General features: G+C 71.6%; 12 protein-coding genes. 5 read left to right on the forward strand and 7 right to left on the reverse strand.

Going from position 1 to position 17,872, the window contains the following annotated elements:
• Window positions 1-132: 132 nt before the first annotated feature.
• The 4 genes from ACIHCX_RS31645 (at window position 133) to ACIHCX_RS31660 (ending at window position 6,207) form a co-directional block, all read left to right on the forward strand.
• The gene (locus tag ACIHCX_RS31645) at window positions 133-1,059 is read left to right on the forward strand and encodes a DUF3027 domain-containing protein (protein ID WP_400035562.1); all 927 of its coding nucleotides are present in this window, start codon (window positions 133-135) and stop codon (window positions 1,057-1,059) included.
• Between the two features lie 111 nt (window positions 1,060-1,170).
• Window positions 1,171-4,290 carry a sacsin N-terminal ATP-binding-like domain-containing protein gene (locus tag ACIHCX_RS31650; protein ID WP_400035564.1) on the forward strand — a complete coding sequence of 1,040 codons (3,120 nt, stop codon included), beginning with the start codon at window positions 1,171-1,173 and terminating at the stop codon, window positions 4,288-4,290.
• Window positions 4,291-4,331: 41 nt separating this feature from the next.
• Entirely contained in the window at window positions 4,332-4,970 is a 639-nt protein-coding gene (locus ACIHCX_RS31655) for a GntR family transcriptional regulator (protein ID WP_400035566.1), read from the forward strand.
• A 49-nt stretch (window positions 4,971-5,019) separates the two neighbouring features.
• Window positions 5,020-6,207: an amidohydrolase gene (locus ACIHCX_RS31660; RefSeq protein WP_400035568.1), complete on the forward strand. Its 1,188-nt coding sequence runs from the start codon at window positions 5,020-5,022 to the stop codon at window positions 6,205-6,207.
• Between the two features lie 54 nt (window positions 6,208-6,261).
• Here the strand turns inward: ACIHCX_RS31660 and ACIHCX_RS31665 are convergent, their stop codons facing one another.
• The 6 genes from ACIHCX_RS31665 to ACIHCX_RS31690 form a co-directional block, all read right to left on the reverse strand.
• Complete coding sequence (locus tag ACIHCX_RS31665) at window positions 6,262-7,473, reverse strand: amidohydrolase family protein (RefSeq protein ID WP_400035570.1); 1,212 nt, start codon at window positions 7,471-7,473, stop codon at window positions 6,262-6,264.
• 65 nt (window positions 7,474-7,538) lie between these two features.
• A complete protein-coding gene (locus ACIHCX_RS31670) occupies window positions 7,539-8,540 on the reverse strand; it encodes an ABC transporter ATP-binding protein (RefSeq protein WP_400035572.1) in 1,002 nt (333 codons plus the stop codon).
• Window positions 8,537-9,550, reverse strand: coding sequence for an ABC transporter ATP-binding protein (locus ACIHCX_RS31675; protein WP_400035575.1), 1,014 nt, complete (start codon window positions 9,548-9,550; stop codon window positions 8,537-8,539). The genes ACIHCX_RS31670 and ACIHCX_RS31675 overlap by 4 nt, the downstream gene beginning before the upstream one ends.
• Window positions 9,550-10,551, reverse strand: a complete 1,002-nt coding sequence (locus ACIHCX_RS31680) for an ABC transporter permease (RefSeq protein WP_400035577.1) — start codon at window positions 10,549-10,551, stop codon at window positions 9,550-9,552. The genes ACIHCX_RS31675 and ACIHCX_RS31680 overlap by 1 nt, the downstream gene beginning before the upstream one ends.
• Before the next feature lie 60 nt (window positions 10,552-10,611).
• Window positions 10,612-12,330 (reverse strand): ABC transporter substrate-binding protein, encoded by a 1,719-nt coding sequence (locus ACIHCX_RS31685; protein ID WP_400035579.1) that lies wholly within the window; start codon window positions 12,328-12,330, stop codon window positions 10,612-10,614.
• Between the two features lie 45 nt (window positions 12,331-12,375).
• Complete coding sequence (locus ACIHCX_RS31690) at window positions 12,376-13,392, reverse strand: ABC transporter permease (protein WP_400035597.1); 1,017 nt, start codon at window positions 13,390-13,392, stop codon at window positions 12,376-12,378.
• Window positions 13,393-13,720: 328 nt separating this feature from the next.
• Between ACIHCX_RS31690 and ACIHCX_RS31695 the strand changes: the two genes are divergently transcribed.
• The gene (locus ACIHCX_RS31695; protein WP_400035580.1) at window positions 13,721-15,187 is read left to right on the forward strand and encodes a chlorohydrolase family protein; all 1,467 of its coding nucleotides are present in this window, start codon (window positions 13,721-13,723) and stop codon (window positions 15,185-15,187) included.
• Between the two features lie 48 nt (window positions 15,188-15,235).
• Here ACIHCX_RS31695 and ACIHCX_RS31700 read toward each other — a convergent pair whose 3' ends face one another.
• A complete protein-coding gene (locus tag ACIHCX_RS31700; RefSeq protein WP_400035582.1) occupies window positions 15,236-17,632 on the reverse strand; it encodes an HAD-IC family P-type ATPase in 2,397 nt (798 codons plus the stop codon).
• Window positions 17,633-17,872 lie beyond the last annotated feature (240 nt).

Here is a 17,872-nt window from a genome sequence, read left to right on the forward strand (position 1 = left end):
AGAATGGATGACGTAGGTGCGCCCGAGCGCGACCGGGCGCGGACGTCGACGCGGTCCCAGGGTCCGCTCCGTCCGCCCCGCCGCCTTCAGGCCGGTGCACCCGAAAGACGGCGTAGGAGAGAAGCGATACCTGTGAGCGCAGCGACCACGCGAAGCCGCACCCCCGACCGCCTGTGCGCCGAGGCCGTCGACCTCGCCCGGGCCGCGGCCGAGGAGGCCGCCGCGCCCGGTGTCGTCGGCGAGCACACGGGAGTGCTCTCCGAGGGCGACCGGGTCGTCACGCACTTCTTCGAGTGCAAGGAGTTCGGATACCGCGGCTGGCGCTGGGCCGTCACCGTGGCCCGCGCCTCGCGCGCCAAGGTCGTCACCCTGGACGAGGTCGTCCTGCTGCCCGGCCCGGACGCGCTGCTCGCGCCCGAGTGGGTGCCGTGGAGCGAGCGCCTGCGCCCGGGCGACATGGGCCCCGGCGACCTGCTGCCCACCGACGCCGAGGACCTCCGCCTGGAGCCCGGCTACTCCGGCGAGGAGGAGCCCGCGCCGAACGCCGCGGTCTCCGAGGAGATGGCCAACCTGGCGGAGGCGGAGGACGCCGAGGTCACGGCGGGCCCGCCGAGGAACCTCTCCACCGTCCCGTCCCGCGGCTCGATCTCCGCGGTCGCCGAGGAACTGGGCATGCGCCGCGCCCGCGTCCTGTCCCGCTACGGGCTGCACGTCGCCGCCGACCGCTGGGAGGAGGGCTTCGGCGCGAAGACCCCGATGGCCCAGGCGGCCCCGGCGGCCTGCGTGAGCTGCGGCTTCCTGGTGCCGATGGGCGGTTCCCTCGGCCAGGCCTTCGGCGTGTGCGCGAACGAGTTCTCCCCGGCCGACGGCCGCGTGGTCTCCCTGACGTACGGCTGCGGCGGCCACTCCGAGGCCGCCGTGATGCCCAAGCCCCCGCAGCCGGCCGCGCCGGTGATCGACGAGACGCGGGTGGACCCCTTCCCGCTGCGTCCGGCCGAGGACTCCGGCTCGGTGCCGGTGACCGGGGACGACGAGACCGCCGAGCTGGGACACTCCTAGGACGGGCCCGTCCCGGCCGGCGACCGGTCGGAACCGGTCCTTCCGTCCGCCGAGCGAACGGCCTCTCCCCCGCGCGGTACCTTCGGGGTCACGCCGATGAGGAGAGTGAACGTGAGCATGTTGGTGCAGCCGTCCGCCGGAGGCGACCCGTTCGGGACCGCGCGCCTGCGGCGCGGTGTGCTGGACGCCTGGGCCACCAGCCCGGCCCGGTTCCGCGAGGACGCCAACGCGGAGGAGGACCTCGTCCTCGGCGGCTACCGGGACCGGCTCGTCGTCGAGCTGGCGCAGAACGCCGCCGACGCCGCCGCCCGCGCGGGCGTGCCCGGCCGGCTGCGGCTCACCCTGCGCGACGACGTGCTGCTCGCCGCCAACACCGGCGCCCCGCTCGACGCGGCCGGCGTGGAGTCGCTGGCCACGCTCCGCGCCTCCGCCAAGCGCGACGCCCGCGACAGCGCCGTCGGCCGGTTCGGCGTCGGCTTCGCCGCCGTCCTCGCCGTCACCGACGAGCCCGCCGTCGTCGGCCGGCACGGCGGTGTCCGCTGGTCGCTGGCCGAGGCCCGCGGGCTGGCGGAGGAGACCGCCCGGCACAGCCCCGGCCTCGGCGACGAGATCCGCCGCCGTGAAGGGCACGTACCGCTGCTGCGGCTGCCGTTCGCCGCCGAGGGCACCGCGCCCGACCCCTACGACACGGTCGTCATCCTGCGCCTGCGCGACGCGGCCGCCGCCGACCTCGCCGAACGTCTCCTGCACGCCGTCGACGACGCCCTGCTCCTCGCCCTGCCCGGCCTCGAGGAGGTCGTGGTCGAGATCGGCGACGCCGCACCGCGCACCCTGCGCCGCCGCACCGAGGACGCCCTGACGGTCGTGGAGGACACCAGCGAGGGGACGACCCGCTGGCGCACCACGGGCGCACACGGCCCGCTCACCCCGGACCTCCTCGCCGACCGCCCGGTGGAGGAGCGCCTGCGCCCGCACTGGTCGGTCACCTGGGCCGTCCCCGTGGACGCCGACGGCACCCCGGCAGCCCCCAGCACCAGCCCCGTCGTCCACGCCCCCACCCCCAGCGACGAACCGCTCGGCGTGCCGGCCCTGCTCATCGCCTCGTTCCCGCTGGACAGCACCCGCCGCCACACCGCGCCCGGCCCGCTCACCGACTTCCTCGTGCAGCGCGCGGCCGACGCCTACGCCGAACTCCTCTCCGACTGGCGGCCCGTGACCGAGGGCGTCATCGGCCTCGTGCCGGGACCCCTGGGCAAGGGCGAACTGGACGGCGCGCTGCGGCAGGCCATCCTCGACCGGCTGCCACGCACCTCCTTCCTGCCGCCCGCCGCCGCACCCGGGGAGCACGACCCCGACCTGCCCGAGTCCCTCCGCCCCCGGGACGCCGAGGTGGTCGAGGGCGCGGGCGCCGACACCGTCCGCGTCCTCGCCGAGGTGCTGCCCACCCTGCTGCCCGCCGGACTCGAACGGCGCGTCGAGCTGCGCACGCTGGGCGTGGCCCGGCTGCCGCTGACCGACGTCGTCGACCGGCTGGCCGGCCTGGAGAAGGAGCCCGGCTGGTGGTGGCGGCTGTACGACAGCCTCGCGGGTGTCGACCCCGATCGGCTCTCCGGGCTGCCCGTGCCGCTGGCCGACAGCCGGACCACCATCGGGCCCCGGCAGGTCCTGCTGCCCGTCGCCGGCGCCGCCCTCACCGACCCGGAGACGCTCGCCCGGCTCGGCCTGAAGGTGGCCCATCCGGACGCCGTCCATCCCCTCCTGGAGAAGCTCGGCGCCCTGCCCGCGACGCCGCGGGCCGTGCTCACCACCCCGCAGGTGCGGGCCGCCGTCGCCGCCTCCCTCGACGAGGACACCGGCGGATGGGACGAGGACACCCCGGACGCCGAGGAACTCGCCGACACCGTCCTCGCGCTGGTCCGGGACGCCGGACTCGAACCCGGCGACGAGCCCTGGCTCGGCGCGCTCGCCCTGCCCGACGAGGACGGTGAACTCGCCCCGGCCGGTGAACTCGTCCTCCCCGGCAGCCCGTTCGCCCGCCTCATCCGCGAGGACGAACTCCCGGCCGTGGACGCCGAACTGGCCGGGAGGTGGGGTGAGCAGCCGCTCGCCGCGTGCGGCGTGCTGGCGGACTTCGCCCTGGTGCGGGCCACGGACGTCGTGCTCGACCCCGACGAACTCGAGCCGCGCGAAGGGGACTTCCCCGAGCCGGACGACCCCGGGCTGCTCGACGCGGTCGACGTGTGGTGCGAGGACCTGCTCGACCGGTTCCCGGACACGCCCGTGCCGCCGGTCGCCACCGAGATCGTCGCCGTGCGCGACCTGGACCTCGTCGACGACGACCACTGGCCCCAGGCCCTCGCGCTGCTCGCCCGGCCGCCGCTGCGGGACGCGCTCACCCAGCCGGTGCGGATCCTGCTGCCCGACGGCACCCACGAGATCGTCCGGCCGTACACCGCCTGGTGGCTGCGCGGGCACCCGGTGCTCGGCGGGCGCCGCCCGGCCGGTCTGCGCGCCGCCGGTTCCGACCCGCTGCTGCGCGGCCTGTACGAGGAGGCCGACGCCTCAGGCTTCAACGACGAGCAGGTGCTGCGGGCGCTCGGCGTGCGCACGAGCGTCGCCGCCCTGCTCGAGGAGCCGGGCGGCGCCGCGGAGCTACTGGAACGGCTCGCCGACCCGGAGCGCCCCGTGACCTCCGCCCAACTGCACGCCCTGTACGGCGCGCTGGCCGAACTCGACCCGGAACAGGTGACCCTGCCGGACGAGGTGCGGGCCGTGGTGGACGGCCGGGTGGAGGTCGTGGACGCCGCCGACGCCGTGGTGTGCGACTCCCCGGACCTGCTGCCGTTCACCGGGGGTGTGCCGCTGCTCCCCGTACGGCCCGCGCTGGCCGCCGAGTTGGCCGAGCTGTTCCAGGTGCGGAGGCTGAGCGAGTCCGTCACCGGAGAGGTCGACTCCGAGGGCACCGAGCACGACGTCCCCGAGCCGGTACGGGTCCTGCTCGGCCCGCGCACCCCCCGGACCTACGTCGAGCACGAGGAACTGGTCGTCGACGGGACCGAGCTGGACTGGCGGCTGACCTCCGACGGCGTCCTGCACGCGGCCACCCTGGAAGGCGTGGCCGCCGGCCTGGCCTGGGCGGCGGGCCAGTGGCCGCGCCGCTTCGAGGTCGCGGCACTCCTGGAGGACCCCTCCCGGACGGAGGAACTGGCCCGGGACCGCTGGTTCGACTGAATTTGTATACCAAATCGCCCTACCCGTGGGAGACTGTGCGCATGGCAGCGTCTGGGGAGTTCGTGTCGGAGTCCGAGCGGGTCACTCGACAGCTCCGGGATGACATTCTCGATGGTGTCCGCAAGCCCGGGAGCAAGCTCGTCGAACGGGACCTGGCGGCACACATGGGAGTGAGCAGGGTGCCCGTCCGTGACGCCCTGCGGGTGCTCGTCGCCGAGGGGCTGGTCACGCCGCGGCCGCGGACGTGGGCGGTCGTGCGGGAGTTCACGTCGTCGGACATCGCGGATCTGAACGAGGTCCGCGGGGCCCTGGAGGCGCTGACCTTCCGGCTCGCCGCCCAGCGGCGCAACCGCGCCGGCCTCGACCGGTTGCGTGCCAACCTGGACGAAGAGCTGAAGGCCGCCCGCGCGGGGGACGCCGTGCGCGCCCACCGTGCGGCGGCGGACTTCCACGAGACGGTCACCTCGATGGCCGCCAACGAGCTGCTGAGTGAGTTGGCGAGCACGTTCAGCAGCCGGATGCGGTGGCTGCTCGGGCAGCACGACGACCTCATGGCGATCGCCCGGGAGCACGAGGCCCTGTACGCCGCCATCGTGGACCGGGACGTCGTCCTCGTCGAGGAGCTGGTCGTCGTGCACCTGGAGAACAGCCGGCACGCGATCGCCACCCACAGCAAGTGATTCCAGCGCCGGGAGTTCGGTCGCGAGCATTTCGGTATACCGTTTTTGAATGGCTGATCTGATACTGACCAATGTCCGGCCCCGGGGCGGGAAGGCCGTCGACGTCCTCGTCTCGGGTGGGGAGATCCGTGATCTGGTACCTGCCGGTGCCGCGGGCGAACCCGGCGAGCGGGTGGACGGCGGCGGGCTGCTCGCCCTGCCCGGCTTCGTCAACGCGCACGCCCACGTGGACAAGAGCTGGTGGGGCCGCCCATGGGTGTCCTACGGCGGCGAGCCCACCACCGCGGGACGTATCGCGCACGAACGGGCCGAGCGGGACGCGCTCGGCATTCCCAGCGTGGGCAACAGCCTCACGGTGCTGAGGGAGTTCCTGCGACACGGCGTCACCGCGGTGCGCAGCCACGTCGACGTCGACCTCGGAGTGGGCCTGCGGGGGATCGAGGCCGTCCGCGAGGCGGTGGACGCGCTCGGCGGCGCGATCCAGGTGGAGATCGTCGCGTTCCCGCAGGACGGCGTGGTCCGCCGGCCCGGCGTCCTGGACCTGCTGGATCAGGCGGCGGTGAACGGTGCGACCAGTATCGGCGGACTCGATCCGGCGGCGATCGACCGCGATCCGGTGAAGCAGCTCGACGGGCTGTTCGACATCGCCGAGCGGCGTGGGGTCGGTATCGACATCCACCTGCACGACGGGGGCGAGCTGGGCGCCTTCCAGTTCGAGCTCATCGCCGACCGCACCCGCCGCGCGGGGCTGCGGGGGAAGGTCAACGTCTCGCACGGCTTCGCCCTCGGAGAGCTGCCGGCGGGCCGCCAGTCCGACATGCTCGACGACCTGGCCGACGCCGGTGTCTCCTGGTCGACGGTCGCGCCGGTGCGCACGGCGCCGCTGCCCTGGCGCGGGATGCGGGACCGGGGGATGCCGGTGGGTCTGGGCACCGACGGGATCCGGGACCTGTGGTCGCCGTTCGGCGACGGCGATCTGCTGCGCGTGGCCCTGGACTTCGCGCGGCTCCACGGACTGCGGACCGACGAGGACCTCGGCTACGCGGTGGAACTCGCCACCAGCCGCGCGGCGGGCTTCGTGCACCGGGGCGTCCACGACCTCGTGCCGGGCGCACCCGCGGACATCGTGCTGGTCGACGCCGAGAACGTGCAGGACGCCCTGATGCGGGCCCCTCGGCGTGAACTCGTGATGTCCGGTGGGCGAGTGGTGGTCCAGGGCGGCGAGCTGCTCGTCTAGACGGCGCATTGCCCTGAGAGGTTCCCACCTCTCAGGGCAATGACGTTCGCGGGCTCAGCGGCGTACGAGGGCCAACTGGTCGGCGACGACGACGCCGTCGTGCAGGACGGTGCGGTCGCTGCCGCGGTCCATCACCGCGCTGGCCGGCGTCTCGCCGTCGACCAGCAGCAGGTCGGCACGGTCGCCGACGGCCAGCCCGGGCCGGTCGGCGACCCCGGCGAGCCGGGCGACGTCGTGGCTCATGATCGAGGCGCCGCCGACGGACGCGACCGCCAGCGACATCTCGATCAGCTCGTCCCGGCGGAAGTTGTTGGTGAACGCCAGCTGCCAGGTGCGGTCGAGCATGTCGCAGTTGCCGTAGGGGCTCCAGTAGTCGCGCTGGCCGTCCTCGCCCAGGCCTACCCGGACGCCCGCCTCCGTCAGCTCCACCAGCGAGAGCTGCCCGCGGTCCGGCGGCGCCACGGTCGCCATCGCGACGTCCAGCTCGGCGAAGTCGTCGATGATGCGGCGGCTCACCGATTCGGAGACGGAACCGAGCTGGTAGGCGTGGGACATCGTGACCTTGCCCTGCATGCCGAGCGCCCGGGTGCGTTCGAGCACCAGATCGGTGGAGAACACCCCGAGATGACCCGGCTCGTGCAGGTGGATGTCCACCTCGACCTGGTACTTCTCGGCCAGCCCGAACACGACGTCCAGGTGCCCCTTGGGATCCCGGTCGAGGGAGCAGGGGTCGATGCCCCCGATCACCTCGGCGCCCGCCTTCAGCGAGGCCTCCAGATACTCGACGGTGCCCTTCTCGCGCAGGATGCCCGCCTGCGGGAACGTCATGATCTGGACGTCGGCCGGACCGGCGAACCTCTCCTTCGCGGCCAGCACGGCGTCGAACTTCTCCAGCTTGCAGTCCACGTCCACCTGGGCGTACGACCGCACCCGGGTGGTCCCGCGGGCGATCATCCGCTCCAGCGTGCCGGCCACCCGCTCATCGAGGGGAACCTCGGCGGTGCGCCAGTTCTGCCGGTCGTTGAGCATCATCGTCCAGACACCCGGGCCGCCGGTGTGCGGCCGGAACGGCAGTCCGATCCGGGTCGAGTCCAGGTGCACGTGCACGTCGCTGAACGACGGCAGCAACAGCCGGCCGCGACCCTCGACCACCTCACCGGTCGGCTGCGTGGCCGGGTCGTGCGGGCGGACCGCCGCGATACGACCGCCGGACAGTTCGACGTCGCTGCGCTCCCCACCCCACGGGCGGACGTCACGGATCAACACGGTTGTCACCTCTCTGTTGCGCGGTTCTGTTGCGCCGTACGGCGGTTCACCGGACGCGGTACGGCTCATCCGGCCGTCGTGGCCAGGGCCTCGGCGGCGATGTCGGTGTGATGACAGGCGATGTCGCCGCTCGGCGCACTGCCGGTGCACAGCTCACGGCGCCGCGGGTCGAGGCGCGGATGCACCGGGCACCGGGACTGGAAGACGCAGCCGAGCGGCGGGTCGGCCGGGCTGGGCAGATCGCCGGACAGCCGGATCCTTCCGCTGCGGTCGGCCGCCGGGTCCGGTTGCGGTACGGCGGACAGCAGCGCCCGGGTGTAGGGGTGCCGCGGAGTGCCGAACACCTCCTCGGTGTCGCCCTGTTCCATGATCCGGCCCAGGTACATCACCGCGATGCGGTCGGCGAAGTGCTTGACCACGGACAGGTCGTGGGCGATGAAGAGGTACGCCACCCCGGTGTCCCGCTGGATGTCCTCCAGCAGATTGATCACCTGGGCCTGCACGGAGACGTCCAGCGCGGACACCGGTTCGTCGCAGATGATCAGCTCCGGGTCCAGGGCGAGCGCGCGGGCGATGCCCACGCGCTGCTTCTGGCCGCCGGAGAACTCGTGCGGGAAGCGGTTGTAGTGGTCGGGGCGCAGCCCCACCCGGTCCATGAGGTCGCGCACCCTGGCCTTGACGCCGCCGGGCGGCGTGATCCGCTGGGCCAGCAGCGGTGCGGCGATCGCGCTGCCCACGGACTGGCGCGGGTTGAGCGAGGACGACGGGTTCTGGAACACCATCTGCACCCGGCGCCGGTACTCCTGGAAGTCCGACCGACGCAGTTCGGAGATCTCCCGGCCGTCCAGCCGGATGCTCCCGGAGGAGGGCTCAAGCAGTCGCATGAGCAGTCGGCCGGTGGTCGACTTGCCGCAGCCGGACTCGCCCACCAGGCCCAGGGTCTGCCCGGCCTCGACCGAGAAGGTGACCCCGTCCACGGCCTTGACCACACCGCCGGCGGACCGGAAGGCGCCGGAGCGGATCGGGAAGTGCTTGGTGAGGTCGGTGACCTCCAGCAGCGGCGTCATCGGACCACCTCTTTGGCCGGTTCCAGGGTCTGCAGGTGGCACCGCGACAGGTGCCCGACGGGGCCGGTCAGCTCCGGCCGGTGGGTGCCGCAGGCGCCGTTGGGCACCAGGTGCGTCTTCGGGCAGCGGTCCGCGAACAGACAGCCCTCGGGCAGCGCCAGCAGCGACGGCGGGAAGCCCGGGATCGGGCTGAGCCGCTCGGACCTCCCCGCCAGCGACGGCATCGAGGCCAGCAGCCCCTGGGTGTAGGGGTGCCGGGCGTCGTTGAACAGGTCGGCGACGGTCGCCTGCTCGACGCACACCCCGCCGTACATCACCACGACCTGGTGACAGACCTCGGCGACCACGCCGAGGTCATGGGTCACCAGGATCACCGAGGACCCGGTCTCGGCCTGGAGCTCGCTCAGCAGGTCGAGGATCTGGGCCTGCACGGTGACGTCGAGCGCGGTGGTGGGCTCGTCGGCGATCAGCAGCTCGGGTTCGCAGACCAGCGCCATGGCGATCATGGCGCGCTGGCGCATACCGCCGGAGAACTCGTGCGGGTAGGCCGAGTAGCGGCGTCCCGGGTCGGGGATCCCGACCCGGCCGAGCATGTCGACGGCGACCGCCGCCGCGGCCTTCTTGGAGACGGCGTTGTGCACCCGGTAGGCCTCGGCGATCTGCGCGCCGACGGGATAGAAGGGGTGCATCGCCGACAGCGGGTCCTGGAAGATCATCGCGATCTTCTTGCCGCGGTAGGGGCGCATCTGCGCCTCGGACAGCGGGTTGAGGTCCTTTCCGTCCAGGAGGATCTGCCCGGTGACGGTGGCGGAGGTGTCCTTGAGCAGCCCCATCAGGGCCTGGCTCGTGACGGTCTTGCCGGAGCCGGACTCGCCGACGATGCCGACGGTTTCCCCGCGCGCCAGGGTCAGGTCCATCCCGTTGACCGCGTGCACGACGCCGTCGTCGGTCGGGAAGCTCACCCGCAGATCGCGGATGTCCAGCATGGGCGCGGCTTCGGGCGTGGTCATCAGGCAACCCTCACTCGCGGGTCGATCACGGCGTAGGTGGCGTCGACCACGACGTTGGCGACGATGATGAAGAACGCGGCCATCATGGTGATGGCCATGGTGACCGGCAGGTCGCCGGACTGGGCGGCGTGCACCGCGGTGAATCCGACGCCCGGCACCGAGAAGATCTGCTCGGTGAGCACGGCGCCGCCCAGCAGGGTGCCGATGTCCAGACCGAGCATGGTGACGACCGGAGTGATGCCGGCCCGTGCCCCGTGCTTGAACACGATGCTCCGCCGGGACAGACCCTTCGAGCGCGCGGTGCGCATGAAGTCCTCCCCGAAGGTCTCCAGCATGTTGCTGCGGGTGACGCGGATGTACTGCGCGCTGAACAGCACCGCCAGCGCCACCCAGGGCAGCAGGTAGTTCAGGAACCAGCCGCCCGGACCCGCGGCGCCGAACGGGGAGGTGATCGCGTTGGTGGTGAACGGCAGCAGGTGCAGCGTGCTGACGAAGAACAACAGCAGCAGCAGGCCGGTCACCGGGATGGGCAGGGACACACCGACCGAGGCGGCGCCGACGACGAGCTTGTCGGCGAACCGGCCCTTGCGCAGCGCCGCCAGCAGGCCGAGGCCGACGCCGACGACGCTCCACAGCACGATCGCGCCGCTGGCCACCGACAGGGTGTAGGGCAGGGCCCGCCCGATGATCGCCGTGACGTCCTCGTTGGTCTGGAACGACTTGCCCAGACACGGCCAGGAGCACAGCGTCTGGCTGCCCGGCGCGCCGACGTGGCGGCTGCCCACCAGGCCCGACATGTAGTCGAAGTACTGGGTGAGGAACGGCTTGTCCATCCCGAGGGCGACCCGGGCCTCGGCGATGCGCTGCGGAGTGCACTCCTGACCGCAGGCCGCCGCGGCCGGGTCCGCCGGGCCCAGTTGGAAGAGGCTGAACGTCACGAAGCTGATGACGAACAGCAGCACGATCATCGCGACGAAGCGCCGCGTCAGAAATCTGGTCATGGGCGCGACCCGTCGGCTCGGGATGGACTCACCGTTTTTCCCTCTTCTTGTGACAGGTGCTCAGTGCTGGACGCCGATGATGGACAGGTCGATGCCGCCGAAGAAGTAACCCACCTGCGCGTTACGGACCTTGGAGCCGACCACGCTGTTGGTGTAGCTGCGCACCAGCGGAACCAGCGGGTAGGTCTGCATGGCCTGGTCGAACAGGGTCGCCCACTTCTTGCCGAGCTCCTCGCTGGTCCCGTTGGTGCCGCGCAGCTCGTACATCGCGCGGGAGATCTTCGGGTCGTAGTAGCGCGGGATGTTGGAGAAGCCGTAGGTCTTGCCGTCCACGCTCGGGCCCAGGTTGGGGTCGACGGTGGTGCGCACCGAACCGCTGTCCGCGCCGCCGCACCAGCCGCTGCGGGCGATGTCCGGCATCTGGTCACCGGCCAGTACGGTGTAGTAGTTGGCGGTCGGGATCGGGCGCAGCTGAAGGTCGATGCCGAGCTGCTTGAAGTTCTGCTGCAGCACGGTGCCGACGTTCTTGTACCGGGCGGTGGCGTCGGCGTAGCCGTACACCAGCTTCTTGGGAACCGTCCTGCCCGCCAGGAGCTTCTTGGCCTCGTCCAGCTTCGGCTTGCCCGTCGGGTCGAGGTCGGTGTGCTGCTCGACGTATCCCCGCTGAGCCGGGTTGATGTACGACTGGGCCAGCTTGCCGAACCGCTCGCCGCCGTACTGCACCTGGACGGCGCTGCGGTCGATGGCCAGCGCGAGTGCCTTGCGGACCTGCGGGTCCTTGATCGTCTCGGTGTTGAAGTCCAGCACGTCCGTGCAGCCCAGCAGGCCGCCCGCGGTGCGCTTCTTGACGTCGGGCTTGTTGAGCTCGGCGGCGTCGGACGCCTGGAGGCCGCCGTTGCTGTCCAGGGTGACGGCCGTCGGGTCCGAGTCGGCTATGAGCTGCTGGCTGATGGTCGCCTGGGCGGTGGACAGCGTGAAGGTGAACGTGTCCGGCAGGGCGGTCCTGTTGGGGTCGGTGGACGGGTTCCACTGGTCGTTGCGGACGAGCTTCATCGAGCGGCCGCGGTCGTACGACTGGATCTTGTACGGGCCCGACGAGACGGGGTGGTTGGTGTAGTCGAGCTTGGTGTCCTTGGCCTTCGGCACCGGTGCCGTGTTCGACCGGGAGACCAGGGCGGGGAACTCGGCGAACGGCTGCTTGAGGTGGAAGACGACGGTGCGGTCGTCCGGGGTGTCGATCCCCTTGAAGTCACCGCCGTTGTACGGGCCCTTGTAGCTGTCGTCGGCCAGGGCGGCGTTCAGCTCCTGCGGTGCCTGGGTGTAGACGTCGCGGGCGTAGGTGCGCTCGACCCCGTACTTGATGTCCTTGCTGGTGATCGGCGTGCCGTCCTCGAACTTCAGCCCCTTCTTCAGGGTGTAGGTCCAGGTGAGGCCGTCGGCGGAGGGCTTGCCCAGATCGGTGGCGAGATCCGGCACGATGGTCGGCGGCTTGCCGGCGGTCTCCTTGGCCATGGTCAGGGTGCGGTAGTACAGCTGCCCCACGTTGGCGGTCTGCACGTAGTTGCTGTTGCCGGGGTCCAGCGTCTGGAAGTCCGAGGACATCAGGACGTTGATGTTCCCGCCCTTGCCGGTGTAGTCCTTTCCGATCACCACCGGCGCGTAGGCGTCGGCTCTGGGTCCTGACCCGGAACCGGGGGCGGGCTTGGATCCGCCGCAGGCGGTCAGGGTCAGTCCGGCACTCACCGTCAGGGCGATCGCCGCCATGGTGCTTCGTTTCACTGCGTCTCCTTGAGGGTAAGGAAGGGGTTGGCGCGTCGGGGGAGGTCAGCCTCGGGAGGATTTGGGGTCCAACGCGTCCCGGACCGCGTCGCCGAGCAGGTTGAACGCGAGCACGGTGATCACCAGTGCGCCGGCCGGGACGGCCAGGAACCACGGGTCGGACAGGTACCAGTTGCCTGCCTGGGCCGCGTTGAGCATCTGGCCCCATGAGGGTGTGGGGTCCTTGACCCCGACCCCGAGGAAGGACAGGGCCGCTTCTGCGGTGATGTTGGTGGGGATCATCATGGTCGCGTAGACCAGCACGACGCCCATGACGTTCGGGATGATCTGCCGCAGGATGATGCTCCGGTGCGAGGCCCCGTAGGCCTGGGCGGCCTCGACGAACTCCTGCTCCCGGATCGAGAGCACCTGGCCCCGCACGACGCGGGCCAGGTAGGCCCAGCCGAAGAAGCCGAGGATGATCACCAGTGAGGCGATCGGCACCAGGCTGCCCGAGTCGAGGGCGGTGCCGCGCAGCCGGGACTGCATGATCGGGGTCAGCGACAGGACCAGCAGCAGGTGCGGGAAGGCCAGGAACAGGTCCATCACCCGGCTGATCACCATGTCGATCTTGCCGCCGAAGTATCCGGCGGCGGCGCCGAGCACGGTGCCCAGGACCACCGACACCACCGTGGACAGCAGCGCGATGGTCAGGGAGATCCTCGCGCCATAGGCCATCCGGGCGAAGATGTCGCGACCGAGCCCCGGTTCGAGGCCGAGCCAGTGCTCGCCGGACGGGTAGCGGTAGTACGGCAGCGGGAGGCCCGGTGAGTAGAAGGCGTCCAGGAAGTCCGGTCCCGTACGGGAGGTGAACGGGTCCGAGCCCTCGATGGCCGTCAGCACCGGGGCCAGGATCGCGAACAGCACCATGAGGACCACCACGATCAGGGCGGCGATGGCGATCCGGCTGTGCCGGATCCGTAGCCACGCCGTGCCCAGCAGGGACCGCGCGGTGGCGGTCTCGCCGGCAGGCCTGCGCTCGGCTGCTGCGGTTGAGGGTTCTGGTGGAGACAGAGTGGCCACCTGCCCGTCAGTGGGCTCCGGCGCGTCGGCGCGGCGCGGCGGGCTCGGCGGCTCATGCGGATCCGGCACGTCCGATCCTTTGGTGCTCGGGGGGCGGGAAGGTGGCGAAACGGTATACCAAGAGCCGGGATTTCTACTAGGGTTCGATCGCAACTCGGCGCAACGCTGTCGTGTGAGGCATCAGCCCTCGTAGAAGAGCATTTCTTGCTTGTGTAAAAGTTTGCGCCAGCCATAGCCGGTCGTTACTGGGCCCGGGGAAGCGTGAGTCACTCCCGGGGTGGGGTGGCCGTTTCAGTCGGTTGGTGTACCAAATCTGGAAGGTGTGTCGATGAAGACCCTGGTCACTGCCTCCTGGGTGATCGCCCACGACGGACGCTCACACGTGGAGGTCCCGGACGGCGCCGTGCTGATCGACGGCGACACCATCGTCGATGTGGGTGATCGCGCCGAACTCGGCCGGCAGCAGGCCGACTTGCGCATCGACCTCGGTGACGCGGTGCTCACCCCCGGCCTGATCGACCTGGACGCCCTCACCGACATCGACCATCTGATCCTGGACTCCTGGGCGTCCCCGGAGCAGGCGTCCGGCTTTGTCTGGTCGGCCGACTACTTCGCCGCGCCCAGGGCCGTGTTCGACGCCGCGCAACGGCGCGCGGTACGCGAGTACGCGCTGGTCCAGCTCGCCCTGCACGGCATCACCAGTTACATGCCGATCGCCTCCGAGGTGCACAGCGACTGGGCGGAGACCTACGAGGACTTCGTGTCGATGGCCGAGGTGTCCTCGCGACTGGGTCTGCGCGGCTTCCTCGGGCCGTCGTTCCGGTCCGGGGTGAACGTGATCGGCGACGACGGCAAGCGCACCGTGCTGTTCGACGAGGAGGCCGGCCGGCGCGGTCTGGCCGAGGCGCTGCGGTTCCTGGACCACACCGCTTCTCTCGCCGATCCCCTGGTGACCGGGGTCCTGTTGCCGTGCCGGATCGAGACCCTGCTCCCCGATCTGCTCCGCGACGTCGCCCGGGCCGCGCACGAGCGCGGCGCGCTGGTGCGCCTGCACGCTCTGCAAGGACTGGCGGAGCGCGAGTACATTCAGCGGGCCTACGGGTGCACCCCGCTGCAACTGATCGCCGATTCCGGACTGTTGACCGACCGCCTGATCGTTCCGCACGGGGTGGTGCTGGACGTGCACCCCGACGTGGTCGGCAGGGACACCGGGGATGTCGCGGTGCTGGCCGACGGGGGCGTCTCGATCGTGCACTGCCCGCTGACGAACGCGCGGTACGCCCACAACCTGCACACGTTCGGCGACTACCGGGCGCGTGGGGTGAACCTGTGCCTGGGCACCGACTCCTTCCCGCCGGACTTGATCCGAGGGATCGACGTGGGCACCCAGGTGGCCAAGCTCCAGGCCGGCGACCTGGGCCAGGGGCACCTCACCGGCTACTTCGACGCGCTCTGGACCGGTGGAGCGACCGCGTTGCACCGACCGGATCTCGGCCGGCTGGCCGCGGGGGCCGCCGCCGACCTGGCGGCGTTCGCGCTGGACGACTTCCGTATGGGTGTCACCGAGGACCCGCTGCGCACCCTGGTGCTCAACGGCACCGCCCGCGACGCGGTCCTGACGATGGTCGCGGGCAGGGTGGTCATGCGCGACGGCTCCGTCCCCGGCGTCGACCTTCCCGCCCTGAGGCGAACCGGCCAGCACCTGTTCGACACGATGCGCGCGGCCTACCCGGAACGCGACCACCGCCGGCGCACGGTGGATGAACTGTTTCCGCCGGTGTTTCCGCGAAGCTGACCGCCACGCTGAAGACCGTCCACCCGGTCCGCGTGAAGAAGCAAATCGCTAGGCGGGGAAGCGGCGGCCGGTCCACTTCCACAGGAACTCCAGGACGGCCGCCGCCACCACCGCGACACCCACGGCGAGCCACGGCATCGCCGTGCCCTTCAGCTTCAGCGCGAAGAAGTCCTGGAACGCGGGCACGGCCAGCACGACGAGGAACGCCGCCCCCATCGAGGCCACCAGCGCGGCCCGCCACCAGGTGTAGGGGCGGGCGACGATCGCCAGGACCCACATCGAGACCAGGAACAGCGTCAGCGTGGCCGCGCTGGTCTCCGCGTCCAGGGCGCCCGGGCCGGTGTAGTGGTGGCGGGCGACCAGATACGTCACGAAGGTCGCCACGCCGGCCACCGCCCCGCCCGGCACCGCGTACCGCATGACCCGGCGTACGAAGTGGGGCCGGGCCCGTTCCGTGTTCGGGGCGAGGGCCAGGAAGAAGGCCGGGACGCCGATGGTGAGCGTGGACAGCAGGGTCAGGTGGCGGGGCAGGAACGGATACTCCACCTGCGAGCAGACCACCAGCACCGCCAGCAGCACCGAGTAGACCGTCTTCACCAGGAACAGAGTCGCGACCCGGGTGATGTTGCCGATCACCCGGCGCCCCTCCGCGACCACGGACGGCAGGGCCGCGAAGCTGTTGTTCAGCAGCACGATCTGCGCGACCGCCCGGGTGGCCTCCGACCCCGAGCCCATCGCCACGCCGATGTCGGCGTCCTTCAGCGCCAGGACGTCGTTCACGCCGTCGCCGGTCATCGCGACCGTGTGCCCGCGTGACTGGAGGGCGCCCACCATGTCCCGCTTCTGCTGCGGGGTGACCCGCCCGAACACCTTGCCCTCGTCCACGTGCCGGGCCATCTCGTCGCGCTCGGCCGGCAGCCGGCGGGCGTCGACGGCGGTTCCGTCGAGGCCGACCTTCGCGGCGACCGCGCCGACGGACACCGCGTTGTCGCCGGAGATGACCTTGGCGCGGACGTCCTGCTCGGCGAAGTAGCGCAAGGTCTCGGCGGCGTCGGGCCGCAGCCGCTGTTCCAGCACGACGAGCGCGGCCGGCCGGACCGTCCGGGCCACCTCCGGATCGTCCAGGTCGCGGGCGGCGCGGGCGAGCAGCAGCACGCGCAGGCCCTGCTCGTTCAGCCGGCCGGTCTCGGCGAGGGCGGGGGCCTCGGCGGACAGCAGCACGTCCGGGGCGCCCAGCAGCCACGTACTGGACTCGCCGTCGCCCTCGCTGAAGCTGGCGCCGCTGTACTTGCGGGCGGAGGAGAAGGGCAGCGACTCCACACAGCGCCACTCCTCGCTGTCCGGGTAGGCGGTGATGATCGCCTGGAGGGAGGCGTTGGGGCGCGGGTCGGACTCGCCGAGGGCACCGAGGACCTTGCGCACGTACGACTCGTCGTAGCCGTCGAGCGACCTCAGCTCGGTGACGTCCATGCCGCCCTCGGTGAGGGTGCCGGTCTTGTCCAGGCAGACCGTGTCGATGCGGGCGAGGCCCTCGATGGCGGGCAGCTCCTGCACGAGGCACTGCTTGCGGCCCAGCCGTATCACGCCGATGGCGAAGGCGACGGAGGTGAGCAGGACCAGGCCCTCGGGGACCATGGGGACGATGCCGCCGATGGTGCGGGAGACGGACTCCTTGAGGTCGTTGTCCTTCACCACGAGCTGGCTGATGACCAGGCCGATCGCGGTCGGGACCATCATCCAGGTCACGTACTTGAGGATGGTGGAGATGCCGGTGCGCAGCTCGGAGTGGACCAGCGTGAAGCGGGAGGCCTCCTCGGCGAGCTGGGCGGCGTAGGCGCCTCGGCCGACCCTGGTCGCCTGGAAGGCGCCGCCGCCGGCGACGACGAAGCTGCCCGACATCACGCGGTCGCCGGGCCGCTTGACGACGGGGTCGGCCTCGCCGGTGAGCAGGGACTCGTCGATCTCCAGACCGTCGGTCTCGACACAGGTCCCGTCGACGACGACCTTGTCACCCGGGCCGATCTCGATGAGGTCGCCGAGGACGATCTCGGAGGTGGCGATCTCGACGGAGGTGTCGTCACGGCGCACCGTGGGCCGTGCCTCGCCGATGACGGCGAGCGAGTCGAGGGTCTTCTTCGCCCGCCACTCCTGGATGATGCCGATGCCGGTGTTGGCGATGATCACGAAGCCGAACAGGCTGTCCTGGATGGGGGCGACGAAGAGGGTGATCAGCCACAGGACGCCGATGATCGCGTTGAACCGGGTGAAGACGTTCGCGCGGACGATCTCGGGAAAGGAGCGGCTGCTGCGCACCGGTACGTCGTTGACCTCGCCGCGGGCGATGCGCTCCGCGACCTCGGCGGTGGTGAGCCCGGCCGACCGGACCACCGGCAGGGGTACGGGGTGCACGGGGTCGAGTTCTGCGCCCGCGTCGATGTGCGTCATGCCTTCGACGGTACGTGCGGTTGTGCGGCTTCACTCGTCGAGGGCGCGGAAGATCCGACCTGGGGAGGACCTGGGGAGGAGAGGGGTCGTACGAGCGGTGCACGGCGGGGCGGGCCCCCCCCCCCCCCCCCCCCCCCGGGGGGGCGCCCCCCCCCCCCCCCCCGGGGGGGGGGGGGGGGGGCGCCCCCGCGGGGGGTCGCGGGGGGGCGCGCTGGGCGCCGGCCCCGCGGGCGCCCCCCC

It is taken from the genome of Streptomyces sp. NPDC052043 (assembly GCF_044548235.1).
GTDB lineage: Bacteria > Actinomycetota > Actinomycetes > Streptomycetales > Streptomycetaceae > Streptomyces.